The 25,304-nt window shown below is 37.4% G+C and carries 22 protein-coding genes; 15 read left to right on the forward strand and 7 right to left on the reverse strand.

Annotation, left to right across the window (positions count from 1 at the left end):
- Positions 1–20: 20 nt before the first annotated feature.
- The 9 genes from FJG96_RS03350 (at position 21) to FJG96_RS03390 (ending at position 6,456) form a co-directional block, all read left to right on the forward strand.
- A complete protein-coding gene (locus tag FJG96_RS03350) occupies positions 21–614 on the forward strand; it encodes a nicotinate-nucleotide adenylyltransferase (RefSeq protein WP_139412741.1) in 594 nt (197 codons plus the stop codon).
- A 69-nt stretch (positions 615–683) separates the two neighbouring features.
- Entirely contained in the window at positions 684–1,112 is a 429-nt protein-coding gene (rsfS, locus tag FJG96_RS03355; protein WP_139412742.1) for a ribosome silencing factor, read from the forward strand.
- A gap of 1 nt (position 1,113) precedes the next feature.
- On the forward strand, positions 1,114–1,596 hold the full coding sequence (gene rlmH, locus FJG96_RS03360; protein ID WP_139412743.1) for a 23S rRNA (pseudouridine(1915)-N(3))-methyltransferase RlmH: 483 nt from the start codon (positions 1,114–1,116) through the stop codon (positions 1,594–1,596).
- Positions 1,597–1,730: 134 nt separating this feature from the next.
- The gene (locus tag FJG96_RS03365; RefSeq protein ID WP_139413606.1) at positions 1,731–2,975 is read left to right on the forward strand and encodes a murein hydrolase activator EnvC family protein; all 1,245 of its coding nucleotides are present in this window, start codon (positions 1,731–1,733) and stop codon (positions 2,973–2,975) included.
- A complete protein-coding gene (locus tag FJG96_RS03370) occupies positions 2,965–4,275 on the forward strand; it encodes a S41 family peptidase (RefSeq protein WP_005774196.1) in 1,311 nt (436 codons plus the stop codon). The genes FJG96_RS03365 and FJG96_RS03370 overlap by 11 nt, the downstream gene beginning before the upstream one ends.
- Positions 4,276–4,313: 38 nt before the next feature.
- A complete protein-coding gene (locus FJG96_RS03375; RefSeq protein WP_139412744.1) occupies positions 4,314–4,835 on the forward strand; it encodes an RNA pyrophosphohydrolase in 522 nt (173 codons plus the stop codon).
- 110 nt (positions 4,836–4,945) lie between these two features.
- Positions 4,946–5,506, forward strand: coding sequence for an invasion associated locus B family protein (locus FJG96_RS03380; protein WP_139412745.1), 561 nt, complete (start codon positions 4,946–4,948; stop codon positions 5,504–5,506).
- Positions 5,507–5,834: 328 nt separating this feature from the next.
- Positions 5,835–6,128 (forward strand): YggT family protein, encoded by a 294-nt coding sequence (locus FJG96_RS03385; protein ID WP_139412746.1) that lies wholly within the window; start codon positions 5,835–5,837, stop codon positions 6,126–6,128.
- A 22-nt stretch (positions 6,129–6,150) separates the two neighbouring features.
- Positions 6,151–6,456: a DUF167 domain-containing protein gene (locus FJG96_RS03390; RefSeq protein ID WP_139412747.1), complete on the forward strand. Its 306-nt coding sequence runs from the start codon at positions 6,151–6,153 to the stop codon at positions 6,454–6,456.
- A 64-nt stretch (positions 6,457–6,520) separates the two neighbouring features.
- On the opposite strand, the gene ppa is transcribed toward FJG96_RS03390, so the two are convergent.
- The 3 genes from ppa to mgtE all read right to left on the reverse strand — a co-directional run bounded on the left by ppa (position 6,521) and on the right by mgtE (position 11,263).
- The gene (ppa, locus tag FJG96_RS03395; protein WP_139412748.1) at positions 6,521–7,051 is read right to left on the reverse strand and encodes an inorganic diphosphatase; all 531 of its coding nucleotides are present in this window, start codon (positions 7,049–7,051) and stop codon (positions 6,521–6,523) included.
- Between the two features lie 66 nt (positions 7,052–7,117).
- Positions 7,118–8,944 carry a translational GTPase TypA gene (typA, locus tag FJG96_RS03400; protein ID WP_139412749.1) on the reverse strand — a complete coding sequence of 609 codons (1,827 nt, stop codon included), beginning with the start codon at positions 8,942–8,944 and terminating at the stop codon, positions 7,118–7,120.
- 942 nt (positions 8,945–9,886) lie between these two features.
- A complete protein-coding gene (mgtE, locus tag FJG96_RS03405) occupies positions 9,887–11,263 on the reverse strand; it encodes a magnesium transporter (protein ID WP_139412750.1) in 1,377 nt (458 codons plus the stop codon).
- A gap of 652 nt (positions 11,264–11,915) precedes the next feature.
- Here mgtE and FJG96_RS03410 point away from each other — a divergent pair.
- On the forward strand, positions 11,916–13,940 hold the full coding sequence (locus tag FJG96_RS03410) for a M3 family metallopeptidase (protein ID WP_139412751.1): 2,025 nt from the start codon (positions 11,916–11,918) through the stop codon (positions 13,938–13,940).
- Positions 13,941–14,030: 90 nt separating this feature from the next.
- Here the strand turns inward: FJG96_RS03410 and FJG96_RS03415 are convergent, their stop codons facing one another.
- The gene (locus FJG96_RS03415; RefSeq protein ID WP_139412752.1) at positions 14,031–15,107 is read right to left on the reverse strand and encodes an SGNH/GDSL hydrolase family protein; all 1,077 of its coding nucleotides are present in this window, start codon (positions 15,105–15,107) and stop codon (positions 14,031–14,033) included.
- Between the two features lie 15 nt (positions 15,108–15,122).
- The gene (locus FJG96_RS03420) at positions 15,123–16,379 is read right to left on the reverse strand and encodes a lytic murein transglycosylase (protein ID WP_139412753.1); all 1,257 of its coding nucleotides are present in this window, start codon (positions 16,377–16,379) and stop codon (positions 15,123–15,125) included.
- A 261-nt stretch (positions 16,380–16,640) separates the two neighbouring features.
- Here FJG96_RS03420 and FJG96_RS03425 point away from each other — a divergent pair, with 261 nt between their 5' ends.
- Positions 16,641–17,531: a UTP--glucose-1-phosphate uridylyltransferase gene (locus FJG96_RS03425; protein WP_139412754.1), complete on the forward strand. Its 891-nt coding sequence runs from the start codon at positions 16,641–16,643 to the stop codon at positions 17,529–17,531.
- Positions 17,532–17,570: 39 nt separating this feature from the next.
- On the forward strand, positions 17,571–18,563 hold the full coding sequence (locus tag FJG96_RS03430) for a KpsF/GutQ family sugar-phosphate isomerase (protein WP_139412755.1): 993 nt from the start codon (positions 17,571–17,573) through the stop codon (positions 18,561–18,563).
- Between the two features lie 275 nt (positions 18,564–18,838).
- Here FJG96_RS03430 and omp10 read toward each other — a convergent pair whose 3' ends face one another.
- Complete coding sequence (gene omp10 / locus FJG96_RS03435) at positions 18,839–19,207, reverse strand: outer membrane lipoprotein Omp10 (RefSeq protein WP_139412756.1); 369 nt, start codon at positions 19,205–19,207, stop codon at positions 18,839–18,841.
- Between the two features lie 267 nt (positions 19,208–19,474).
- On the opposite strand from omp10, the gene FJG96_RS03440 reads away from it, so the two are divergent.
- From FJG96_RS03440 to guaB, 3 genes are all read left to right on the forward strand, one after another.
- Entirely contained in the window at positions 19,475–20,860 is a 1,386-nt protein-coding gene (locus FJG96_RS03440) for a sigma-54-dependent transcriptional regulator (protein ID WP_139412757.1), read from the forward strand.
- A 403-nt stretch (positions 20,861–21,263) separates the two neighbouring features.
- Entirely contained in the window at positions 21,264–22,835 is a 1,572-nt protein-coding gene (locus tag FJG96_RS03445; RefSeq protein WP_139413607.1) for a phospholipase D family protein, read from the forward strand.
- Positions 22,836–22,996: 161 nt separating this feature from the next.
- Positions 22,997–24,496 carry an IMP dehydrogenase gene (gene guaB / locus FJG96_RS03450; RefSeq protein WP_139412758.1) on the forward strand — a complete coding sequence of 500 codons (1,500 nt, stop codon included), beginning with the start codon at positions 22,997–22,999 and terminating at the stop codon, positions 24,494–24,496.
- Positions 24,497–24,675: 179 nt separating this feature from the next.
- On the opposite strand, the gene FJG96_RS08840 is transcribed toward guaB, so the two are convergent.
- Positions 24,676–24,822 carry a hypothetical protein gene (locus tag FJG96_RS08840; RefSeq protein ID WP_180338242.1) on the reverse strand — a complete coding sequence of 49 codons (147 nt, stop codon included), beginning with the start codon at positions 24,820–24,822 and terminating at the stop codon, positions 24,676–24,678.
- Between the last annotated feature and the right edge of the window lie 482 nt (positions 24,823–25,304).

Consider the following 25,304-nt stretch of genomic DNA (forward strand, 5'->3'; position numbering starts at 1 on the left):
TTTTCCCATGGAAAGATCGTATGCCACATGTTGAAAGATCCAATGTTGTGGGTCTTTTTGGTGGTTCTTTTAATCCGCCGCATGCGGGGCATCTTCTTGTCGCAAAAGTTGCTATTCGGCGTTTACATCTTGATCAGTTATGGTGGATGGTTAGTCCAGGAAATCCTTTAAAGGATTGTACACAGTTACTCCCTTTAGAGGAGAGAATGCGATTAAGTTTTAAGCTTATTGATCATCCGAAAATCCGCTTAACAGGTTTTGAGCAGGCTATAGGAAGCAAAGTATCAATCGATACGATTTTTCATATTCTGACCCATCACAGTGGGGTAAATTTTGTATGGATTATAGGGGCAGATAGTTTTACAATGATACATCATTGGTATCGATGGCGTGATATTGTCTCAATGCTTCCTATTGCAATTATTGATCGTCCTTTAGGCAATAAGGCAGCCCTCTCTTCTCCTATGGCACACATTTATCACCAGTTTCGTTTAGATGAAAGAGAAAGTGAACGATTACCTTTTATAAAGCCACCCGTTTGGACTTATCTGCATGGCCCTTTATCTTTTCAATCTTCAACAAACCTTCGTTTGAAGAAGAATGATTTTTCTTGAACAATTTATAAGATTCTGCTTCTCTTTAGAGAAAGCTTTTTTTACATACTACAACAATAAGAAAGGAATATGGATCTGAAAAACGTTGTACAAAACCACTCTTACGATCTTATACCCTTAACAGAAAAAAAAGTTTTTTCTGTTAAGGAAGGTCTTGAAATTATTCTCAAGAGTCTGGAAGATACAAAAGCAGAAGATATTGTTGCTATTGATATTCAAGGAAAGACATCTTTAGCTGATTATATGGTCATAGCTTCGGCAAATTCGCAGCGTCATGTATCTTCTATTGCCGATCATTTGTTACGTACTTTGAAAGACAGTGGGCAGGGCTTTGCGCGTGTAGAAGGGCTTTCTGGAGGTGATTGGGTATTGATTGATACGGGTGATATTATCATTCACCTTTTTCGTCCGGAAATTCGTCTTTTTTATAATTTAGAAAAAATATGGATGGCTCCAGATTTAAATAATACAACATCGGTTCTCCTCGGAGATCATTAAAATGCAAATTTCTATTTTTGCAGTTGGTCGTATGAAAAGTGGAGCGGAGCAAAAATTGGTTCAGCATTATTTGGATCGTTTTTCTAAAAGTTCTGGGGCTGTAGGATTTTATTTAAAAAAATTACAGGAGATACCAGAAAGTCGCGCTCAAACGGCATGTCAACGTATGGAGGAAGAGGGAAGGAGACTTATTGAATTTTTACCTGAAAAATGTCGATTAATTGTGTTGGATGAACGTGGAGAGTCGATTTCTTCAGCTGCTTTTGCTGAAAAATTAGGATGTTATCGTGATGAAGGTGTTCGCGATGTCGTCATTGCTTTGGGGGGGGCTGATGGTCATAATGAACAAATAAGGAATCGTGCTGATTTTCTTTTATCTTTTGGTTTTATGACGTGGCCACATCAAATCGCACGCATTCTTCTTACAGAACAACTTTATCGTGCTGTAACAATTGCAAGTCATCACCCATATCATCGTTTTTAAATATTTTTGTTCAATTTTTAGCACTTATTTATATATTTATTAATATAGTTTTAGCTGACACCACTTAAAACATCTCTCGTGTATACGATGAGGTATCATGGTTTTTGCAAATGAAAAAGCTTCTTCATAGAAAGATGCGATATTTATATGGGGAATGCGTGATATTTGTCATCCTACTCTTGAGTATGTTTTTTGGCTTTTCTGTATCGCATGCTGAAGATACAATGAAGAGTACAGAAGTACATAAAGAATTGGGAGAAATTCGCCAAAATATTTCACTTTCGCGTGAGCGTGTTGCTTTTCTTACGCGTCAGGTTGAGCATTTAAAAAAAGATCAACGTGTTTTGAGTGATGCACTTATAAAAGCAGCGAAAGAAGAACGTAAGGTTGCGGATGATATTGCTGAAAGGGAGGAAAAGCTTAAAAAAATGATAGGAAAGCGGGTAGAAGTCTATCAAAATTTAAAAAGTCGTCGCGCTGAATTTGCAGAAGTTCTTGCAATTTTAGAACGTATGGGTTTGAATCCACCTCCAGCTCTTATGATAAAGCCAGAGGATGTGTTGGCTTCTATGCGCAGTTCTGTTTTATTAGGGACTGTCATTCCTCAGATGCAAGAGAAAACGCGAGATTTAACAGAAAAACTCAAGGAGTTAACCAATTTAAGCAATTCCATTACTATGGAATATACGGCGTTAAAGACAAAATTGCAAAGTCAAGCAGAGCAGCGAAAACGTTTAGAGCTATTATTAGACAAGAAAAACAAACTACAAAAAAAATCAGAAAAAGAACTTACAGAACAGCAGCAAAAAAATATTGCTCTTGTTAAAAAAGCGCAGTCTTTGGAAGAATTGATTTTAGAGCTTGACCGTCAGTCAAAACTTAGCTCTGATTCATCAATACAGATACGGAAAAGTTTACAATTGTTAGAGCAGTCCAATTTTGAAAGCCGAAAAGGTTCTTTACTTTTTCCTGTTTCAGGAAAAAGAATTCGATATTCTCATAACAATTCGCAGATTACGCGTTTTGGTGAGACAATAGAAACAGAGTCAGGGGCTATTGTTATAGCGCCTGCGGATGCTTTTGTTGCTTTTGCTGGGCCATTTCGTTCTTACGGACAGTTAATCATTCTCAATGTTGGAAATGGTTATCATATCATTCTGACTGGAATGTCGAAAATTAATGTAAAACAGGGGCAATTTGTTCTTTCAGGTGAGCCTCTGGGTATGATGGGGATGCAATTTATTGCAAATAGTGTCGCATTGGATATAGGAAAAGCTGCTCCAATGCTTTACATTGAGTTTAGAAAGCAGGGAAAGCCTGTAAATCCAACTCCTTGGTGGCAGACTGAAAAAATGAGAAGGAGCCAAAATGATTCGTAAAGTTATTCTTTTGGTCGCTGGGGTATTGCTCGGCGCCTGTTCAATGGTTATGGTGCAGTCTGTTGCTGCGAATAATGAAGATAACGCATATAAAAAGTTGGCCATATTTGGCGATGTTTTTGAGCGTGTGCGTAAGCAATACGTTACAGTTCCAGACGATAAAAAGCTTATTGAAAATGCTATCAATGGTATGCTCACATCACTGGACCCCCATTCATCTTATTTGAATGCTGAAGAAGCTAAAGATATGCGGGATTCTACAAAAGGAGAATTTGGGGGGCTTGGTATTGAGGTCACTATGGAAAAAAACTTAATTAAAGTTGTTTCCCCGATGGATGATACTCCCGCTTCAAAAGCAGGTATTCTCGCAGGAGATTTGATTTCAAAAATTGACGATGTACAAACAAATGGTCAAACATTGAATGAAGCTGTTAATAAGATGCGCGGGGCTCCTGGAACGCCAATAACCTTGACAATTATTCGTTCTGGCGTTGATAAGCCATTTGAAGTTAAGATTATTCGTGATATTATCAAGGTAAAAGCGGTGAAATATCGCGTTGAGGGTGATATTGGATATTTAAGAGTTATCCAATTTTCTGAGCAGACATTGGGTAATCTTCTAGCAGCGATTAAAGATATTCAATCTAAAATTCCTGAAGATAAACTAAAGGGTTACGTCCTTGATTTGCGGCTTAATCCGGGTGGACTTTTAGATCAAGCGGTTAATGTTTCGAGTGCTTTTCTCAATAAAGGTGAGATTGTGTCGACTCGTGGACGCAAAAAGAGTGATGTGACGAGATTTGATGCCAAGCCTGGAGATGTCACCAATGGAAAACCACTCATTGTGCTGATTAATGGTGGTTCAGCAAGTGCTTCTGAAATCGTTGCAGGTGCTCTACAAGATCATCGACGTGCAACAATTTTAGGGACGCAGTCTTTTGGTAAAGGATCTGTTCAAACGATTATTCCTTTGGGTGAAAATGGCGCTTTACGTTTAACAACAGCACTTTATTACACACCATCTGGTACTTCTATTCAAGGAACAGGGATCACGCCTGATATTATTGTAGAGCAACCACTTCCTGAAAAATATAAGGGCTATGATGTAAAAGTTGGTGAGTCTGCATTAAAAGGGCATATCAAAGGGAAACGAGAAAGCAATAAAGGATCTGGTTCAGCTGCTTTTGTTCCGAAAGATCCTAAGGATGATATTCAATTGAATGAGGCTTATAAACTGTTACGGGGTGAGATGGCAAATGCAGCATTTCCACCAGATCCCAATAAGGATATATTAAAGTGAGAAATGATATCGATAGCTTGCGCTTTTGAGGGATATAAATGGATGCAGATGTTAACTTGAAGACTCTTCCTTATCGCAAATGTGTTGGAATTGTTGTCTTTAATCATGAGGGTAAAGTTTGGGTTGGGCGTCGTTTAATGACGCCAGCTCATGTGGATATTGACGGATCTCATCGTTGGCAGCTTCCTCAAGGAGGAATTGATAAAAATGAAAAGCCATTAGAGGCAGCATATCGAGAACTTTATGAAGAAACGGGTATTCGATCTGTAAAGTTGATTAAAGAAGCACAAAATTGGTTCCATTATGATTTTCCACAAGAACTTATTGCATGCACATTAAGCAATAAATATCGTGGGCAAACGCAAAAATGGTTTGCTTTTCAGTTTACGGGAGAGCTTTCTGAAATTGCAATTAATCCACCACCAGATGGCAATAAAGCGGAATTCGATCAATGGAAATGGATAGACCTAGAAGCTCTTCCTTCGATTGCGGTTCCTTTTAAAAAGCATGTTTATATGAGTGTTGTCAGCGAATTTCGAGGTAGCCTTAAGTTATTATAAAAGCTATATGGATATTAGAAAGCTTTTTTTATAAAGATGCTTTATATGATGTATATTATTTATAGATGATAGACATGTTTCTCTTTTATGTAAAGAACAGGAATATAAAAATGAAAAAGTTATTTAATTTACTGATAGTTTGTACTCTCTTGAGTATTTCATCTGTTGCATTTGCAACAAATTCAAAGCCTTCTGCAGCAAAAGAGGCCGCAGCGACATTGCCAAATGGAGCTTCTTCTTTGACTGAAACCTATGGCTTGTGGACCATTAACTGTGGGTTACAAGAAGGAAAAAAAGTTTGCTTTATGCACCGTCAAGAAGTGAATGAGCAGGGGCGTGTTGTTGTGGCTATGACTCTTATTCTCAATGCTGAGGGTGTTGTATCGGGTAATTTAACAGTTCCTTTTGGCATTTTGGTTTCTAAGCCTGTTCGTTTACAAGTTGATGAAGGAAAAGCTGTTATTGAAACCGGTATCCGGACTTGTGTACCGGCAGGTTGTATGGTTCCGGTCGTTTTTGATAAAAATCACGTAGCAGCTTTACGTGCTGGAAAACAATTAAAGTTAGCGATGACAATTGCTGCTGCAGGTGAACCTCCTTTGAATGATTTGTTTGTTCAGCTAAATGGTTTTAGTAATGCCCTTAATCGTTTGACTGCTTTGCAGAAATAATTTTAAAAATAAAAGCGGCCTTTTAAGGCCGCCTTTAGTTTATACGTATAGCTTGATCATTAAAACGATGAGATTTAAGATTAACCTTATAATTCAGTGCTTTTAAAGTTTTCAGATTATTTTCTGTTTCTTCTATGTTTATTGCACTATTTTTAATTTTGATATTTGTTTTCTTGGGGTATCATCATTAAATAGAGAGATAAAGAATTTGGAATATTTAGTTTTTTATTCATGAGATTTTGGGATGTAAAACTATTATTCAATATATACAGATTCTTATAAGGTTTTCTATACGCTTTTCTGTTTCCTTGATTGAAAGAGATACCGCATGGTTTATGCATTACTTCAAACGATTGATTTGATTTTTGATATTTATATTTATATTTTAATCGCCAGTGTTATTTTTTCTTGGCTTTATGTCTTTAATATCATAAATGTGCGCAATCGCTTTGTTGTTTTGATAGGAAACTTTCTATATCGCCTTACAAATCCCGTTCTAAGCCCTATCCGGCAGATTTTACCAAATTTGGGAACAATTGATATTTCACCTATTGTGGTGTTCGTTATTATTTATTTTATTCGTAATTTCATGTGGCGGGCTTACGTAAATATGTATTTATAGAAATATAATTTGAGGTAAATACATGTTTTATCAAGTTGATAAAAATAACTTGATTTTGTTTGTATATCTCATTCCCAAATCATCCGTTGACAAAATAATAGGGATTGAGTGTAGAGATGGTGAGAAACAATATCTGGTTATACGTCTTCGTGCTGTTCCTGAAGATGGAAAAGCAAATAAAGCTCTCATTAAATTTCTTTCTAAGCAGTGGAAAATTTCATCTTCTTCTATTTCTCTGAAAAGCGGTGCAACATCTCGCTACAAACAGCTTTATTTTTCAACACATTTAGAAGAGCTAAAGCAAATATGGCAATCTTTTAGAAGTTGAGTCTCGTAGAAAAATAAATAATAATAAAGCCTATTAAAAAATAGGCTTTATTATATTAGAATTGTTATATTTCTTTATTGCGTTTAACAGCTTGCTGAATGAGTTCATGCGCAAAGTTTTTATCACGCCACCCTTCAATTTTAGCCCATTTTCCAGGTTCCAAATCTTTATAATGCTTGAAGAAATGTTCAATTTGTTTGAGTGTAATCTCAGGCAGATCTGTATAGTCATGAATATTGATATAACGTTTTGTTAATTTTGGCGTGGGAATGGCAATAATTTTTTCATCTTTACCACCATCATCTTCCATCATCAGAGCCCCGATGGGGCGAACATTGATCACACAACCAGGCATAAGTGGACGGGTATTACAGATAAGCACATCAATAGGGTCACCATCCTCTGAAAGCGTATGAGGGACAAAACCATAATTTCCAGGATAAACCATTGAGGTATGAAGAAAACGATCAACGAATAATGCGCCCGACTTTTTATCCATCTCATATTTTATTGGCTGACCACCAAGAGAGACTTCCACGATAACATTAATATCTTCTGGTGGATTTTTGCCTACGGGTATTTCCTTAATATTCATTAGAGACATCCTTTCTGAGATAGAGTGAGGCTTACAATCAAATATTTGATCAAAGAGATTATGCAATTAGCTTGAAATTGATGCCCGTGTTTTTTCAAAACGTTTACGTTCATTAGGATCAAGATAAAGCTTGCGGAGACGAATATTTTTAGGAGTAACCTCCACAAGTTCATCATCTTGTATCCACGATAGGGCACGTTCTAATGTCATTTTAATGGGAGGCGTTAACTTTACGGCTTCATCTTTTCCAGAAGCACGCATATTGGTGAGTTTTTTTCCTTTTAACACATTGACTTCTAAGTCGTTATCACGTGAGTGGATGCCAATAATCATACCCTGATAGACTTTCACACCGGCATCAATGATCATAGGTCCACGATCTTCAAGATTAAAAAGAGCATACGCGACAGATTCACCGTTGTCGTTTGAAATCATAACACCATTAACACGACCAGCAATGTCTCCTTTATAAGGTTCATAAGCATGGAAAAGGCGATTCATAATAGCTGTACCACGGGTATCCGTTAAAAGTTCAGACTGATAACCAATGAGTCCTCGGGTAGGTGCGTAAAAAACAAGGCGGACTCGATTACCTCCAGAAGGGCGTAATTCCACCATTTCGCCTTTACGTTCAGACATTTTTTGTACAACAGTACCGGAATATTCTTCATCAACATCGATAACAATTTCTTCTATTGGTTCAAGCGTTATTCCATTTTCACCCTTTTGCATCACAACACGTGGACGTGAAACACTAAGCTCAAATCCTTCACGGCGCATATTTTCAATGAGAACTGCAAGTTGTAATTCTCCTCGTCCTGAGACGTAGAAAGAATCCTTATCCGCTGATTCTTCAATTTTAAGCGCGACATTGCCTTCTGCTTCTTTTAACAAACGGTCACGGATGACACGGCTTGTTACTTTATCTCCTTCCGTTCCGGCAAGGGGACTATCGTTGACAAGGAAACTCATCGTAACAGTAGGAGGATCAATGGGTTGGGCAGTCAAGGGCTCATTGACAGCTGGATCACAAAAAGTATCCGCAACGGTACCTTTTTGTAGACCTGCAATCGCAACAATATCACCAGCACTTCCTTCTTCAATAGGTTGCCGTTCTAGACCACGAAATGCCAAAATTTTTGAAATACGTCCAGTTTCTAAAAGTTTTCCATCTTGCCCAAGAACCTTAACATTTTGATTGGGTTTTAGAGAGCCGGAATGAATACGCCCTGTAATAATTCGTCCCAAAAATGGATCTGCTTCAAGAATAGTTCCAATCATGCGGAATGGTCCTTCTGCGACACGAGGAGAAGGAACATGCCGCGTCACGAGATCAAATAAAGGACCCAATCCCTGATCTTTTGGTCCCTCTGGGGCTTCAGCCATCCATCCATCGCGTCCAGACCCATAAAGAATGGGAAAATCAAGCTGTTCGTCGGTTGCATCAAGAGCGGCAAAAAGGTCAAAAACTTCATTAATGACTTCATCAACGCGTGCATCAGGTCGGTCAATTTTATTAATAGCAACAATAGGGCGCAATCCTACTTTTAATGCTTTACCAACGACAAATTTTGTTTGTGGCATGGGTCCTTCAGCAGCATCAACAAGTACGATGGCTCCATCAACCATGTTTAGAATACGCTCAACTTCTCCGCCAAAATCAGCATGTCCTGGTGTATCAACAATATTAATTCGGGTATCTTTCCAAACGACAGATGTCACTTTCGCTAGAATTGTAATTCCACGCTCTTTTTCAATATCGTTTGAATCCATCATACGTTCGCTTGTACGCTGATTATCTCGAAAGTTTCCTGATTGCTTGAGAAGCCCGTCGACAAGCGTTGTTTTCCCATGATCAACGTGGGCAATGATGGCAATGTTACGCAATTGCATAAATTTTCTTCTTTTCGTTTAATGAAATTTCATTTGAGGCAAAGTCTTTACATTCTTGGCCTGACTATTAAAAAAACCTTTTACATGTTTTTTTATAATTTTGGAAGATGGAGTCCATATTTTTATGGCAAAATGATTCTTTCAAGTCTTTAAAGCTCTATGAAGCCTCAATTGCTGGAGTTTTTTCAGCATCCAGATTTAATGCAACTGCATATTTGAGATAAATATAGAGACAATTAAGAATTTTATAAGAAGCACTAACTTTTCTAAGATAGTTTAGAGAAAGAGTTATGATCTTGATTGCTGAAATGCAAATACAGCCTGATTTATAAAGAATATGAAGATATTAAAAGAAAGTTCTCTTCTTTGCTATTATTTTTAATTCACAGTTATGCTTTCAAAAGCATCTCAAAAAATACAGTTTAAACCATTAAGATTGGTGTCTTGCCTACACTTATATCTTCTAAAGAGAGATACCTTAATATCACTCATCCATTTCATGATAAGACCAATGAATGTTATAATATACGTGAATGGTGTATTATAAACGCCCTTGTGAAGCGTATAAAGCCCATTGATGTTCCCTATAATTATTCTTTCTCAGCTGTTAATATTGCGACAGCTTTTGTATTTGAGGGAAGATATAAGAAGTATTTTACTCCTTTCCTGAATAATTTTCTATCCACACACTCATTACGTTTGTGACAGGCAAGAAGATGACTTTAATTGATACAATATGAGAATGAGAAGATTTATAATGAGGGAGCTTTATGGCATTCGGCGCTATTATTCAATATCAAAATGATAAATTATCATTATAAATCAATTTATTATCTATAAAATGGTGTGCAAGAAAACAAAGAATGGGCTTATTCTCTTATGGAAAAATCTGAAACGATATGACGAGATCTTTCCATAAGGGGATGTTTTTACTTCACATGTTTAAAGAAGAGTTCCTGACAAAATGAGGGATGCTACAGAAAAATAGATGATAATGCCCATGACATCGACTAGAGTTGCCACAAAAGGAGCAGAAGCGCTTGCTGGATCAAATTTTAAACCTTTAAGGATAAAGGGTAACATAGAGCCAGAGAGAGAACCGAAGGTAACGATGCCGACTAAAGCTGCACCTACTGTTGTTGAAACAGCAATCCAATGTTGTCCATAGTCATAGATACCGAGTTTTTGCCAAAGAGCGATGCGCGTAACACCAATAATTCCAAGTAAGAGACCAAGGGATAGGCCTGTTGGAATTTCACGAATAATAACTTTCCACCAGTCTTTCAGTGTGAGTTCACGTAAAGCCAATGCGCGGATAATAAGGGATGTCGCTTGTGAACCGGAATTCCCTCCTGAACTCATAATGAGGGGAATAAACAGTGTAAGAATAATTGCTTTTTCAAGTTCTGTTTCGAAATGTTGCATAGCGCTTGCGGTCAGCATTTCACCGATAAAGAGTAAAGCGAGCCAGCCGCCGCGTTTTTTCATCATTTCAGGAAACTTGATTTGCATATAGGGCTTATGAAGCGCTTCCATACCCCCAAACTTATAGGCATCTTCATTCATTTCATCGACCATAGTATCAAGCACATCGTCAACGGTTACAATGCCAATAACATGATTATTTTCATCAACGACGGGCACAGAGAGAAGGTCATGGCGCTGGAAAAGGCGTGCAATATCTTCATGATGTGTGAAAGGCGATATCGTAACGGGCGAGTCATGGGTAGGGACATTAAGAATTTGTTCATCAGGTGAGGCAAGAATAAGGTTACGCAGTGAAACAGCTTTAAGAAGAGTCCCTTTTTTGGGGTCAATCACATAGCTGGTATAAACTGTTTCACGTGTTCGCTCGACTTCACGAATGTGATCCAAAGTTTTTTGTATGGTCCAGTTTGAAGGAACTGCTATAAATTCCGTTGTCATCAGTGCCCCTGCGGTATGATCAGGATAACTGGTGAGTTTTTTAAGTTCAGCGCGCGTTAAGGGTTTAAGCAAGGCATAAAGCCGCGTGCGGGTTTCTTTATCCATTTCTTGAAAGACGTCTGCAGCAGCATCTGCAGACATGCCATCAAGAATTTCAACTGCACGATTGATGGGGAGAAGTTCTAAAATAGCAACAGGTTGTTCAAGCTCTGGTTTATCAAAAAGTTCAATAACATACTCAAGAGGCAGAAGACTGAGAATAGTGACACGTTCCATGATATCAAGGTCATTGATAATATCAATAGAGTCAGCAAAATGCAGACTTTTTAATTTTTCAGCGAGAGCTTCAGGAGAAAAATTTTTGAAGTCGAAGGCCGTTTTGATTTCAGTCATGATAAAATACCTCCTGAAAAATTGGAGAGTTATAAATCTAGATAAGATGATGAGATAAAAAATAATAAAAGTTTATGGAAGATTCGAAAAAAAAACCTCCCCAACGATACCTCCAATTGTTAATATTTTAAGTAAAGTCAAGGATAAATTGCAAATTATAAACAATTTTTTAAATCACTGAAGGAAAGAATACAGTCTAATTTCATGATAATATGAAGGCGTAAATGTAAAAATTAGTTCTCATTTTTAGCATCATTTCTTTAGTATAGCTTTGCGATTTTTAAAAGAATCTACAGAACTGTTTTGTAAACAGTAGAGATGAAGTCTTTCTCAAATTTTTTTATCAATAGGCAATTTCATTATGATGTGCGAGCGAATAATCTTTATTGCTTCAATATAATATGGTTTAAAATGAAAGGATCCTATGATATTCGATTTTCTTATTCAATATAAAAAAACAATAAATTATCATTATAAATCAAAGATTTTGTTTGATAATTGTAGAAATTCTTATTTTATTGATTTCATGAAGCTAAAGATATTCCTTATTCAATAGAGCTTTGGAAGGCATGAAATAGCCTTAGTATATTATCAATTTGTGTCGTAAAGATAATTGTTGCAGCTAAAATTTATAATGGAGACATAAAATATTATGACAAAATCAGCAGTGCTGGATTGGAAAGGATTTTCAGGTCTTCCTGATTTTTCTTCTATAAGAGATGAAGATTTCAAACCCGCTTTTGAACAGGGACTTCAAGAAGCCGAAGAAGAATTAGAGGCGATTGCGATGGTGCAAGAACCACCAACGCTTGAGAATTTTTTGCAACCTTTTGAGCTTTGTGGCAAGGCGCTTGATCGTGTCTGTTCAATATTTTTCTTGCGCGCCAGTGCTCATACGAATGCGTTGATTCAACAGCTCGAACAAGAGTTCGTTGTAAAACTTTCCCGTTATTCTTCAAAAATGATGATGGATGCGCGGATATTTGCAAAAATAGATGCACTTTATAAACAGTCGCAGCAGGGCATATTTGAGAGTGAAACAACACGTGTTCTTGAATTATGGTGGAAAAAGTTCGTTTGTCATGGTGCAAAACTAGATAATAAAGCTCAGAAACGGCTGGTGGAAATTAATGAAAGACTTGCTTTTTTAAATGCTACTTTTGGACAGAATGTCTTAAACGATGAAGCTGAATGGATTCTATTTTTAAAACAAACAGATTTATCTGGTTTACCGGAAGATCTCATTGCTTCAATGAAGGAAATTGCATGTGAAAGAGGCAATAAAGAAGCCTATGCGTTAACATTAGCACGCTCGATTGTTGAACCTTTTTTAAAATTCTCAAATCGTCGTGATTTGCGTGAGGTTGCATTCCAAGCTTGGGCTAAACGTGGTGAAAATAATAACAAGAATGATAATCGCTCCCTTATTTTAGAGATTGTTGCGCTTAGAGATGAGCAGGCTAAATTATTAGGATATAAATCTTTCGCAGATTTGAAACTCGATAATACCATGGCTAAAAGTGTTGCTTCCGTTATGGATTTGCTGATGCCTGTATGGGAGCGCGCAAGAGCGAAGGCTTCTGCTGAGCAAATTGAATTGCAAAATTTTGCCAACAGTCAGGGAAGCAATGAATCTTTAGCTGCTTGGGATTGGCGTTATTATGCTGAAAAGCTTCGCACTGAAAAATTTTCTTTCGATAGTGCTGAAGTTAAATATTATTTTCAACTTGATCGTATGATTAAAGCGGCTTTTGGGGTAGCAGAAAAACTCTTTGGCATTACTTTTGAAGAAAAAAATGCTGTTGCACTTTGGCATCCTGATGCTCGTTTGTGGGAAGTAAAGAAATCTGATGGAAGTTTACTAGGGCATTTCATTGGTGATTATTTTGCACGCTCTTCAAAACGTTCTGGTGCTTGGATGAGCCAATTGCAATCGCAACATAAATTGGAGGGCGGTCAAAAACCGATTATCTACAATATTTGTAATTTTGCTAAACCTTCTAAAGGTGAGGTGGCACTTTTATCACTTGATGATGCACGAACACTTTTCCATGAATTTGGGCATGCATTGCATGGTTTGCTTTCGGATGTTACATGGCCTTCTATAGCGGGAACATCTGTTTCGCGTGATTTTGTTGAACTTCCCTCTCAACTTTATGAACATTGGTTAACCGTACCAGAGGTCTTAAAATCTTATGCTATACATACAAAAACAGGGCATCCAATCTCTCAAGAGTTAATCGATAAAGTTTTAGCGGCGCAGACATTTAATGCGGGATTTTCTGCGGTTGAATTTATCTCATCAGCTCTCGTGGATATGGCTTTTCACCAAGGAGAAACAGTCACGGATCCAACAATTTTTGAACATAAAGAATTAGAAAAGTTGCAAATGCCTGATACAATTATTATGCGTCATCGTCCCTCACATTTTATGCATGTGTTTGCAGGGGATGGTTATGCTGCTGGATACTATTCTTATATGTGGTCGGAGGTACTTGATGCTGATGCTTTTCAAGCATTTGAAGAAACTGGGGATGTCTTTAATTCAGAGCTTTCTGATCTTTTAAAGCGTTTTATTTATTCTGCTGGGGGAAGCCGCGATCCAGAGGAACTTTATAAAGCTTTTCGGGGACGGATGCCTTTACCAGAGGCAATGATGAACAAACGTGGATTATAAGCTATAACGGCATGGTGTTAACCATGCCGTTTTTATCTTATTTGCTTTTTGTTTTATGGGGAAAATGAGATTTTGTATTTTAAACAGACATTATGGGGAAGAAAAATTATCAGCGCGATCTTTTTGATGACCATTTGGCGGAAACCATGATTTTTTTATAAAACTTGATTTCCTTCTGCCTAAAAGGTGGGTATTTTGTTGTGCCATATCATCGAGGCTTATCGGAGGTTGACGCATCATCTTACTTGTCTCTTGTTTCTCTGATTCTTGTATAAGTTTTTGAAGTGTTTGATTGGTTGAGGTTGGATAGTCATGAGAAAAGGCATGAAAATTTAAAATATTTTCCAATGGTTTTTCTAAATAAGAGGCGAGTTTTTCTTTTCCCTCAGAGGTGAAATGAATGCCATTATTGGTGCGTAATTTGGCTATTTTTCCATGAATATCATAGCCCGAAAAAGAAAAGCTTCCTTCTTCATCAATAAAACCGCTCCAGATATCAAGAAAATATCCTCCTGCTTTTTCTGTTTCTTGTTTGTAGAGCGCATTAAAAATTTTCATTTTTTGTGTCAAAAGGTCATTTCCAAAAGCAGGCTGACCTATCCATATCCATGATTTTCCAGAGGCATGGAGACTTTCAGTAATTTCGATAATTCTTTGTTTGTAGATGCGCATCCATTCTGATTGATCTGTGTTAATGATGCTATAAGAGTCTTTGATGGGTTGATTATCATTTGCACCGATCATCATGATAATAACATCAGGGGTATTTTGATCAATAAGTTTAGAAATATTGCTTTGCCAAGAATAATAATCTGTTCGCACGAGACCGGAAGCGGGCATTGTATGGTTTATGATAACGATATCGCTCTTATCCGAAAAAAACTTCTTAAGGGCATCTGCAACAGCAGAAGCAGCAAAATCCCCTATGACCAGAATGCGCTTTGCATTCTCGTTTTTTGGCTTTTGTATGTTTTTTTGTGTTGCGATTTTTCTTTGCGGCTTGTCTATTTTTTGTTCTATAATTTGCGGTGATTGTTGTGTCTGTTTGTTTTGTTGTGACAACCATTTGAAGAAGTTGGTTGCGTGACTTGGGGAGGGCTGTATGATCCCCACAATAGAAAATGAAAACAGCAAGAACATCAAGTATATCAGACGAAAAAGAGACAAAATCTTAATTCCCCATTATTGTTTACGAAGGAGAAAAAGCACTTGAGATGATGGATATCCATTTGCTTTTAAACCATGGTGCAGCTGAAAAGCTTTAATTGCTTTGCGGGAGGCTGTTCCGATTTTTCCATCAACATTTCCTTTATAATAGCCCAGTGCACTTAAGCGAGATTGCAATTCTTTGCATTCTTGAAAGGTCAGGGGCTGAAAAGGTCTTTGCCAATCATGCACTAATCCAGGATGTCCAGCAATACGATCAGCAAGAAGGGCAACAGCAAAAGCATAACGATCTGCATTATTATAACGTTTGATAACAAAGAAATTTTTTGTGACTAAGAATATAGGTCCTTTGGCTCCATCTGGATATTTTAATATTGCTTGTTCAGTTAATGGGGGAAGAGGATGCCCATTGGCGTGTTTTACACCTAATTTTTTCCATTGTTCAAAGGAATACCACCCACTGGGAAGATTTTTCCCTTGAGGAACTTTCACCTCTACTCCCCAAATAAGGTGAGGTTGCCAGCCATTTTTGTGGAGAAGATTAGCAGCAGTAGCCAGAGCATCTGGAACAGATGTCCAGATATCACGCCGTCCGTCTTTGTCCATATCAACGGCATAGGTGAGATAACTGCTCGGAATAAATTGGGTATGTCCCAAAGCTCCGGCCCAAGATCCAGTGAGTTGAGAGCGCTTAATCTCACCACTTTGTAGAATTTTCATAGCCGCAATCAGTTGTGTATGTGCATATTTTGCACGTTTTTTATCAGCATAGGCTAGGGTTGCAAGCGAGCGAATGGTATCACGCATGACGCTTTTATTGGCTAAAATTTTTCCGTAATTGCTTTCCATTGACCAAATAGCAAGCAGAATATTGCGGTCAACACCAAAATGTTCTTCAATTTGAAGAAGCCATTGATTCCATTTTTTTGCTTGGCGCCGTCCTTCCACAATTGCAATATCATGGACACGGTTATCGAAATAATTCCATGAGGGCGCAACAAATTCCGGTTGATATGCGGCACTTTTTAAAACTTCTGGATCAATGGCGTTAACACCTTTAAAAGCCATATGAAACGTAGAGGGGGTAATATTGTGAGCAATAGCTGTCTTTTTAAATTCTTTAATCCAGTGTTTAAATCCGCTATCAGCATATGCAAAGGATACAAAAAACATTAAAAAAGCAGACAAAAGAACGAGAAAGCCAGTGATAAGCATTCTGCGATTTATTGACTTCTCTAAAAAAGAGAAAGTCTTCAATTCTGTTTTTTGCATTTTGAAATCCCCATTAATATTCAATTTATTAGATGTGCAATAACTTTATTTTGTATTTAGTTTAATCGATAATATGATCAAGAAGAGGAAAAAACTGCAACAAATAATTTGTTTAATCTTTTCAATAAATTCTCATATTCTCTTTTACATTTTTGATTGGCCATTATAAGGATAATCGAAATAATAAGATATCTTTTTTACTATTTCATAAAAACATATGATAAATAAAAAGGTTATACGAATTCATTGAGGAGGGTGAGTTTGCGTAAAATCCGGAAAGCAGTATTTCCCGTAGCAGGTCTTGGTACGCGTTTTCTTCCTGCGACAAAAACGATACCTAAAGAAATGCTAACAGTTGTTGATAAGCCTGTTATTCAATATGTTGTGGATGAGGCTCGAGAGGCTGGTATTGAGCATTTTATTTTTGTGACTGGACGCAACAAAGCAGTCATTGAGGACTATTTTGATGCGCAAGTTGAATTGTATACAACACTTGCTGAATGTGGAAAAAAAGAAGATCTTGCGCATTTATATCGTTTACAGCCGTTGCCAGGAACAACTTCTTTCACACGGCAACAGCAACCTTTAGGGTTAGGGCATGCGCTTTGGTGCGCGCGTGAATTGGTTGCAGGTGAACCTTTTGCATTGTTATTACCTGATATGTTGATACAAGCAAAAAAGGGGTGTCTTTCTGAGATGATGAGCCTTTATGAAAGAACAGGGGGTGGAAATATTATAGCAGTTCAAGAATGTGATCCTAGAGAAACCCATAAATATGGTATTGTGGGGAAGGGTAAACAAATTGCCAATGGTTTTGAAATCACAAAAATGGTAGAAAAACCAGCATTTGGAACAGCACCATCAAATTTGTACATTAATGGACGTTATATTTTGCAGCCAGAAATTTTTGATATTCTTTCCAACCAAGAACGAGGAGCAGGAAATGAAATTCAACTAACAGATGCGATGATAAGGCTTTCAAACGAACAGGATTTTTGGGGGGTGCAATTAGAAGGACGCACTTTTGATTGCGGTTCTAAAGCTGGTTTTATTGAAGCTAACGTTGCATTTTCTTTGGCACGTGCCGATATGCACAGCCATATTTCTGCCTCATTGAAAAATTTACTAGAAACCATTAAAGTTGAACAATGATGGAGATCTCCCATTTAATTTTATTGATTGAATTTGATTATGACAATACCATTTCCTCATAGGGCTTTGCAGGGGGCTGTTGCATCGGCGCTTAAAACACTTGCCAGTGAAAAACAAGGGCTTGAAGCTCTTGAAGCAGCTTTTCTTGGAAGTCTTTCATCTTCTTTTGAAGCGGCTGTTCAAACCATTAGAAATGCCCCCGGACATGTGGTCATTACGGGTCTTGGGAAAAGTGGTCATATCGGGACAAAAATTGCAGCAACCTTAGCTTCAACTGGAACGCCTGCTTTTTTTGTTCACGCTGCAGAAGCCAATCACGGTGATCTTGGTATGATTGGATCTGACGATGTTATTCTTGCTTTATCATGGTCTGGTGAAACGCAAGAATTAAGTGGCATTATGAGTTATGCGGCACGTTTTCGTATTCCCCTTATTGCAATGACAGCAAGCGAGCACTCTGTATTAGGACGACAAGCTGATATTGTTCTCTTATTACCAAAGATAGAAGAGGCTTGCCCTCATGGTTTAGCACCGACAACTTCAACAATCATGCAATTGGCAATGGGAGATGCATTAGCAGTTTCTCTTTTAGAAATGCGTGGTTTTACCGCAACAGATTTCAAAATATATCATCCTGGTGGTTCTCTTGGTGCAAGCCTTAAATACGTATGTGATATTATGCATGAGGGGGACCGTATTCCTTTGGTTATGCAGGGAACAGCTATGACTGAAGCGATGAACGTTTTGGTAGAAAAACATTTTGGTTGTGTTGGTGTTATCAACTCAAAAGGTGAACTCGTTGGAATTGTGACCGATGGTGATCTTGCTCGGAACATTCATTTTAATTTATCAAAATTTAATGTTGATGAGGTGATGACCAAAGAGCCTAAAGTTGTAAAGCCAAATACACTTGTTGGTGCAGCAATGGCTTTTATTAATGATCATCATATTGGTGCATTTTTCGTGGTTGAAGATAAAAAACCGATAGGAATTGTTCATTTTCATGATCTTTTGCGAATCGGTGCTGCTTAAATTAAGATTCCCTATCAGATAAAATATTATTTTAGGCTAAAATAAATGGAACGATACAAAGTCACAATTTTATTGTAAAGGAGCTTTTTGCTGATATTTTGTGAAAAAAAAATGATCACACTACGCATTTTATCATGTTTAGAAAATTCTACGGATAGAGGTTATATCAGTCTCTTTGCGTATTTTAGAGAGGATTTTCTATCAGGAGGAGAAAGGATCACCTCCTGTTTTTATGTCTGTACTCCCTCTGTTCTTAATTAAGAGAAGCTTACCTTTTACTTTGTTGAAGATTTCCGCTTAAGAAAAAACTGTGCTCCTGTATGTGAGGTGCAGAGAAGTTGTGTGGCGTCATATGATATTGTACAATTGACTCTAGAAATTGTTCCACGGAGAATAGAGCGTATTTCGATTTCTATATTTTGGGCATTGAGATAACTATAGACCCCTTCTGATAGTTTTTCTTCTGTATCTGCTGCACGTGTTTCAAAAACACCATTGTGGAAAGAAGAAATAATACCATTCTCATCAACCCATTTTCCATCAATTCCAGTTGACATATTGGGGTTATAATATTGCGAAAAGCCACAGGCACTTAATAGCAAAGCGGTGATTGTAAGACATAAAATATGATAGGTATGTTTCATTTATTTCACTCTAATTTAGATTATTTTGCTCTCTATTTTCTATAAAATTATTAAATTTTGCCATGAGTCAATATGAAAAATTTGATGAAAATCAATGAAAAAGCAAAAAAAATAGAAAAAAATGCCTTAATGTTGTATTTAATTAACAGCTTGATGAAATGCGCAAGTGAAACACAAGAGGTGAAATATTTCTTATGGTTTACAACAATTTTTACATTAAGCTGCTGAATAGTCTCATGAGTAGTCTCAAAGGAGATTATTGACATTATGGTTGGTCCCATTCTTGTTGCGAGTGAAGATTATGGAAGACGTATAGAGCTTTCTGCTATGCTCCGAGGTTTTGGTTACCGTGTCATTGAAGCAGAAAATGGCCTCCGTACAATTGATCTTTTACACAGACGTAAAAACATTGTGCTTGCACTCCTTGATGTCATTATGAGTGATTTGAGTGTAAGCGATTTGATTAAAATGATTAGAGTTGCTGGTGTTTCTGTTCCTATTGTTGTGATAGCACAACAAGAGAATCAGGATTTACTCCAGAAAGCTTTAGCAGCTGGAGCTATTGATTATTGGATTCATCCAGTAACATTATTACGTGTAAGAGTTACTTTGGATATTCTTGCTCTTATTTCTGCCTTGGAGCATGAGGTTCAAGATATTCGGAGAAAAAAAGAGAATCATTTAAGGTTTTCGGATCTTTGCATAAAAAGTAGAGCGATGCAGATTGTTTTAGAGCAATCCAGAACAGCAGCGATCACTTCACAGAATCTTTTGATAGAGGGTGAAGTTGGAACAGGTCGTGAAACCTTAGCTCGGATGATTCATCATGAAGGTTTATTCGCGGAGGGCTCTTTTATTCGCTTTCAATGTTCAGCGATTGTTGATCCAGAAGAAGAAAATCAGCATTGGTTTAAAGAATTCCTCCCACTAGTTTCCTCGCTTGACAACGGGACACTTTGTCTTTGTGATATTGATCGGCTTGAACCCATACAGCAAAAACGGCTTGCTCATTATCTCAAAGAAAGGGAAAGGGATACAAAAGGAGAACTTTTTCCTTTTCGGATCATTGCTATTTCAACATCGCGTTTAAAGGATTTGGTTAAAGAGAACTTTTTTTTGCATAGTTTGTTTGAACAATTTTCTCATCTATCAATTAGCGTTCCCGCTTTACGAGAATTAAGGGATGACTTTCCAGAGATCACACAACGTTTGATCGATCGTATCATAACAGAAACAGGACGATCACATGTCCATGGTTTAGCAGGGTCAGCTCTTTCCTTGCTTATGCAGTATGATTGGCCTGGCAATAGAAATGAACTTGAAAATTTTCTATTTCGTGCGATTTTACTCAGCGAGGGACCGTTACTAACTGTTCGAGATTTTCCCCAATTAATGGGAAATTCATTAATGAATGTTCCAAATATCATTGAGGGTAATATGCAAGAAGATAATGAACAAGATTCAATACAATTTTTGAATACCGACGGGCATGTGCGTACTTTTGCAGAGATGGAGCATGATATTATTGAGAAAGCGGTTAAACATTATAAGGGACATATGAGTGAGATTGCACGCCGCCTTCATATTGGTCGCTCTACACTTTATAGAAAGATGGAAGAATTGAGAACTATCAGAAATCAAGATCAAAAGTAGAATTCCTAATAAACTGCTTTTGATGACAGGCATGAATTTCAAAAAATTAGAAGAGCTTTTGATAAAGTTTGTGGGGCGACTTAAAAGAAAACAATCATTTATTGTGAATTTTATTGATTGAGGATGATTTTGTAGACTTAAATCAAGTATAAATTTTATTAGATTATTTTATCGTTTATTTCATTTTATCCAATTTTAGTTAAATTTACATTTATTAAAGCCGAGAGATATTTTTGAAGCTTTTAAATGTTGCAGCTAAAATTTTTACGTTGTGGATATTAAATTTATACTCTCTTAAGCAAGAAGTGGCATTTTATTCGCTACACGGTTAAAACGAAATAATGAGTATTATGGTTCGTATCACGGGTGATGCGATAGCTTGGAAATAGAAAGTTTATCTTCTTTGACTCTTTTACAGATTGTTATTGGTTTTATTCTCTTTTTTTTTATTGCATCTATGTTGGCAATCTACACCTATGGGCGTTTTGTGAAAAGTGCTAGGGGGCAATGTTCTTATGCTTTACCTATTCAGAAGGATGAAACCAAGCTTGATCGTATCGTTAGTCAATTGGCTGAGGAAGAAAATGGTCTGGGGGTTAATAAAGATGCCCTTTCCCTTATCATCAGCAATTTGGATGCGTTTTGTGTTCGTGCAATAGGTGCAGCGGAGGCTGGTCGTAGCCTTGATCTGATGTATTATATTTGGGACGATGATTTAACGGGGCGTCTATTATTAAGTGAAATAGTTGAGGCAGCTGATCGGGGCGTTCGGGTGCGACTGCTTTTGGATGATATTAACGCTCAGGCACGTGATCCAGCTTATATTGCGCTCGATAAACATCCTCATATTGAGGTGAGAGTGTTTAATCCAGGGCGATCGCGTAAAGGTGGGTTACGCCGTGGTTTAGAGATTATATTACGGGCCATTACTGTAACACGTAGAATGCATAATAAAGCTTTTATTGTTGATGGCAGGGTTGCTTTTGTAGGAGGACGTAATCTTGCAGATTCTTATTTTGATGCAGCTGAAGAATCTCATTTTCGAGATTTAGATTTGATGTTAATAGGTCCTTCCGTTAAAAAGGTAGAAAGTATCTTTGATGATTTTTGGAATAGTGCTGTTGTTTTGCCAATTCATACTTTGGTTCTTCCTAAAAGCGCAAGCGATCTTAGCTATTGGAAGGATAAATTACGACAGTTTCGGGATTCCAAGGTTGCAAAAGTTTATTTAGATTATGTCAAAGAGCACATTAACTTTGATTCTTTTATCCAGACAGGAAAGCGGTTATTTTTAGCTGATAAAGTTGTTGTTCTTTCTGACCCTCCAGAAAAAGCATTGCGTAAAAAAGCGAGTAATTGGCTTATGAAGGCACTCTCAAAGGTTATTGGAAATGCCCAAAATACGGTTCAGATTACATCACCTTATTTTGTTCCTGGTAAGGTTGGGACACAGAATTTTAGTAATTTGGTTTCAAAAGGTGTTGATGTCAAAATTCTCACAAATTCTTTGGCGGCGACCGATGTAGCATTAGTGCATGGTGGTTATGTCCCATATCGTAAGGCGTTGTTAAAAAGTGGTGTTAAGCTTTATGAATTAAAAGCAGAAGGCAATCCCCATGGGTTACGATTGTTTCGATCGAGTAAGGCAAGTTTACATGCCAAAGCTTTTTTAGTTGATCGTAAAACAGCTTTTATTGGATCTTTAAACTTTGATCCCAGATCAGCAGCACTTAATACAGAAATGGGCATTCTTTTTGAATGTGCTCCCATTACAGCAAGGCTAGATTTGTTGTTTTGCGAAGAAACGACGGGCGAAATGAGCTATCATCTTCGTCTTGGTAAGAATAATCGTATTTATTGGGATTTTATTGAAAATGAAAAAAAATATAGCATTGATTATGAGCCAGAAAGCAATTTTTGGCGTCGCGCATTTGCAAAAATAATAAGTTGGCTACCAATTGAATCGCAATTGTAAATTTTTATAAACCACACTTTAAAAAAATATTTATTTTTCTTTTCATTTTGTTTGTAGCATGGCATAATTTTTTGCCAATCTACCCTATGAGAACCGCAGTTGTATTTTTAAGCTTCTTGCGGCGTTTTGTTATAATGTTTTATTATAAAAGGAATTTTGCTATGGCAAAGATTGTTGAAACGGGGACAGGGGCATTGGCACTGACTTTTGATGATGTACTTTTACAGCCCGGTCATTCTCTTGTTATGCCTAGTCAAGTGGATCTTAGGACGCGCATTGCAGCTGATGTTAAGCTCAATTTGCCATTACTTTCCGCTGCAATGGATACGGTAACAGAATCGCGTTTGGCAATTGCTATGGCTCAAGCTGGTGGTCTTGGGGTTATTCATCGGAATATGTCTTCTGCTGAGCAGGCAGAAGAAGTCCGCCAAGTAAAAAAGTTTGAATCTGGTATGGTTGTTAATCCAGTCACAATTGGACCCGATGCAACCCTTGAAGAAGCGAAAGCTTTGATGCGCTTTCATAGCATTTCAGGTATTCCGGTTGTTGAAAATAGTGTTAACGGTGAGACTGCTGGACGGCTTGTTGGCATTTTGACCAATAGAGATGTCCGTTTTGCATCGGATCCAAAACAAAAAATTTATGAATTAATGACGCATGAGAATTTGATCACAGTGCGTGAAAATGTTCAACTGAGTGAGGCAAAATATCTTTTACATCATCATCGTATTGAAAAATTATTGGTTGTGGATGAGCAAAATCGTTGTGTTGGACTGATAACAGTTAAGGATATTGAAAAAGCAAAATTAAATCCAAATGCGGCTAAAGATTCTCAAGGACGCCTGCGTGTTGCAGCGGCGAGTAGTGTTGGGAATGATGGGATTGAACGAGCTGAACGCCTTATTGACGCAGGAGTTGATGTTTTGGTCATTGATACAGCGCATGGACATTCTCAGCGTGTGTTAGAAACTGTTGAACGGATTAAAAAGATGTCTTCCTCTCCAGCTGTTATTGCTGGGAATGTTGCGACTGCTCAAGCAACGCAAGCATTGATTGACAGTGGTGCAGATGCAGTAAAAGTTGGTATTGGTCCTGGCTCTATTTGTACAACGCGTATTGTTGCTGGTGTTGGTGTCCCTCAACTTGCCGCTATCATGAATGCTGCAGAAGTTGCTGAAAAAGCAGGCATTCCCATCATTGCAGATGGTGGGATTAAAGCATCGGGTGATTTTGCTAAAGCTTTAGCGGGTGGGGCTTGTGCAGCAATGATCGGTTCTCTTTTAGCGGGAACAGAAGAAAGTCCTGGTGAAGTTTATCTTTATCAAGGTCGATCTTTTAAAGCCTATCGTGGTATGGGATCTGTTGGTGCTATGGCACGAGGATCAGCAGATCGTTATTTTCAAGATGACGTTCGTGATGAATTGAAGTTGGTTCCTGAAGGTGTAGAGGGGCAAGTGGCCTATAAAGGTCCTATAGCATCAGTTCTCCATCAGCTTGCTGGTGGGCTACGCGCTTCGATGGGCTATGTTGGGGCAAAAGATCTCGTAGAGTTTCGTAAAAAAGCAACGTTTGTTCGTATTACTAATGCGGGACTCCATGAAAGCCATACGCATGATGTTTCGATCACACGGGAAAGCCCAAACTATCGGGGCCCAGTTTGAAAATATAGGAGCTTAGTATCATATCACATAGATGTAAAATCTTCCGAGAACGAGGAAGAGAGATAGTTCTTTTTTCTGTTTGTGATTTGGTATCATAATCCACAAAAGGAAAGAATTAGAGGCTAAAACTCTAATTCTTTCTGCTAAGACTACGTGAAGTCAATTATATAAAGTTAGAATTAACTTTTTGTTGTCTTACGTTCCATCTTTGACGCACGTTGGCGAGTGTTTGTCTGATCACTTTGGACGGATTTCTTTCCATTGTTTGAGGGCATTGTATTGTGGCGACTTTTAGATGAAGTTGTTTTTCCATTATTATAAGTCATTATTTTCTCCTTTTAAATTATCTGGCAGTTGCCAGTATAGTAAAAACGGACATGCCAAATAGTGGTTCCAAGCATTTTTTAAAAAGTTAATTTTTTGTTGAGAGTAAGATGGACTTATCTCATCTTGTTAGAAGATTTTTTCTCCTTTTTCAGAAGGATTATATTTTCAAGATGGAAAATATCGGATTCTTTCAGTTGTTTAGATAAGTCGAGAAAATTTCATTTTACGCAATAACAAGGAGTTTGTTTTTTTGGTAATGTATGGTGGAAAGAAGTTCTTTATGGATAGCAGCATACCTTTTAGCTCAAGAGGATTTCACGTATTTTAAAAGGATAAAAAGCCAATGGACAGAAAATGAAAGGAAAAATCTAGATATATTAAATTGGATCTTATAAAGAAGTATGCTCAGATCATTTTAAAAGTGAATGTAAATTTTTGATGCTTTGAGAAGGTTTCATTGGCAATAAGAAAATAATATTAT

This window comes from Bartonella mastomydis (assembly GCF_900185775.1).
In the GTDB taxonomy this organism is placed as follows: domain Bacteria; phylum Pseudomonadota; class Alphaproteobacteria; order Rhizobiales; family Rhizobiaceae; genus Bartonella; species Bartonella elizabethae.

Coding starts and splice junctions, on each gene's coding strand:
- FJG96_RS03350 (WP_139412741.1), top strand. CDS start 21: ATGCCACATGTTGAAAGATCCAATGTTGTGGGTCTTTTTGGTGGTTCT.
- rsfS (WP_139412742.1), top strand. CDS start 684: ATGGATCTGAAAAACGTTGTACAAAACCACTCTTACGATCTTATACCC.
- rlmH (WP_139412743.1), top strand. CDS start 1,114: ATGCAAATTTCTATTTTTGCAGTTGGTCGTATGAAAAGTGGAGCGGAG.
- FJG96_RS03365 (WP_139413606.1), top strand. CDS start 1,731: ATGCGATATTTATATGGGGAATGCGTGATATTTGTCATCCTACTCTTG.
- FJG96_RS03370 (WP_005774196.1), top strand. CDS start 2,965: ATGATTCGTAAAGTTATTCTTTTGGTCGCTGGGGTATTGCTCGGCGCC.
- FJG96_RS03375 (WP_139412744.1), top strand. CDS start 4,314: ATGGATGCAGATGTTAACTTGAAGACTCTTCCTTATCGCAAATGTGTT.
- FJG96_RS03380 (WP_139412745.1), top strand. CDS start 4,946: ATGAAAAAGTTATTTAATTTACTGATAGTTTGTACTCTCTTGAGTATT.
- FJG96_RS03385 (WP_139412746.1), top strand. CDS start 5,835: ATGGTTTATGCATTACTTCAAACGATTGATTTGATTTTTGATATTTAT.
- FJG96_RS03390 (WP_139412747.1), top strand. CDS start 6,151: ATGTTTTATCAAGTTGATAAAAATAACTTGATTTTGTTTGTATATCTC.
- ppa (WP_139412748.1), bottom strand. CDS start 7,051: ATGAATATTAAGGAAATACCCGTAGGCAAAAATCCACCAGAAGATATT.
- typA (WP_139412749.1), bottom strand. CDS start 8,944: ATGCAATTGCGTAACATTGCCATCATTGCCCACGTTGATCATGGGAAA.
- mgtE (WP_139412750.1), bottom strand. CDS start 11,263: ATGACTGAAATCAAAACGGCCTTCGACTTCAAAAATTTTTCTCCTGAA.
- FJG96_RS03410 (WP_139412751.1), top strand. CDS start 11,916: ATGACAAAATCAGCAGTGCTGGATTGGAAAGGATTTTCAGGTCTTCCT.
- FJG96_RS03420 (WP_139412753.1), bottom strand. CDS start 16,379: ATGCAAAAAACAGAATTGAAGACTTTCTCTTTTTTAGAGAAGTCAATA.
- FJG96_RS03430 (WP_139412755.1), top strand. CDS start 17,571: ATGACAATACCATTTCCTCATAGGGCTTTGCAGGGGGCTGTTGCATCG.
- omp10 (WP_139412756.1), bottom strand. CDS start 19,207: ATGAAACATACCTATCATATTTTATGTCTTACAATCACCGCTTTGCTA.
- FJG96_RS03440 (WP_139412757.1), top strand. CDS start 19,475: ATGGTTGGTCCCATTCTTGTTGCGAGTGAAGATTATGGAAGACGTATA.
- guaB (WP_139412758.1), top strand. CDS start 22,997: ATGGCAAAGATTGTTGAAACGGGGACAGGGGCATTGGCACTGACTTTT.
- FJG96_RS08840 (WP_180338242.1), bottom strand. CDS start 24,822: ATGACTTATAATAATGGAAAAACAACTTCATCTAAAAGTCGCCACAAT.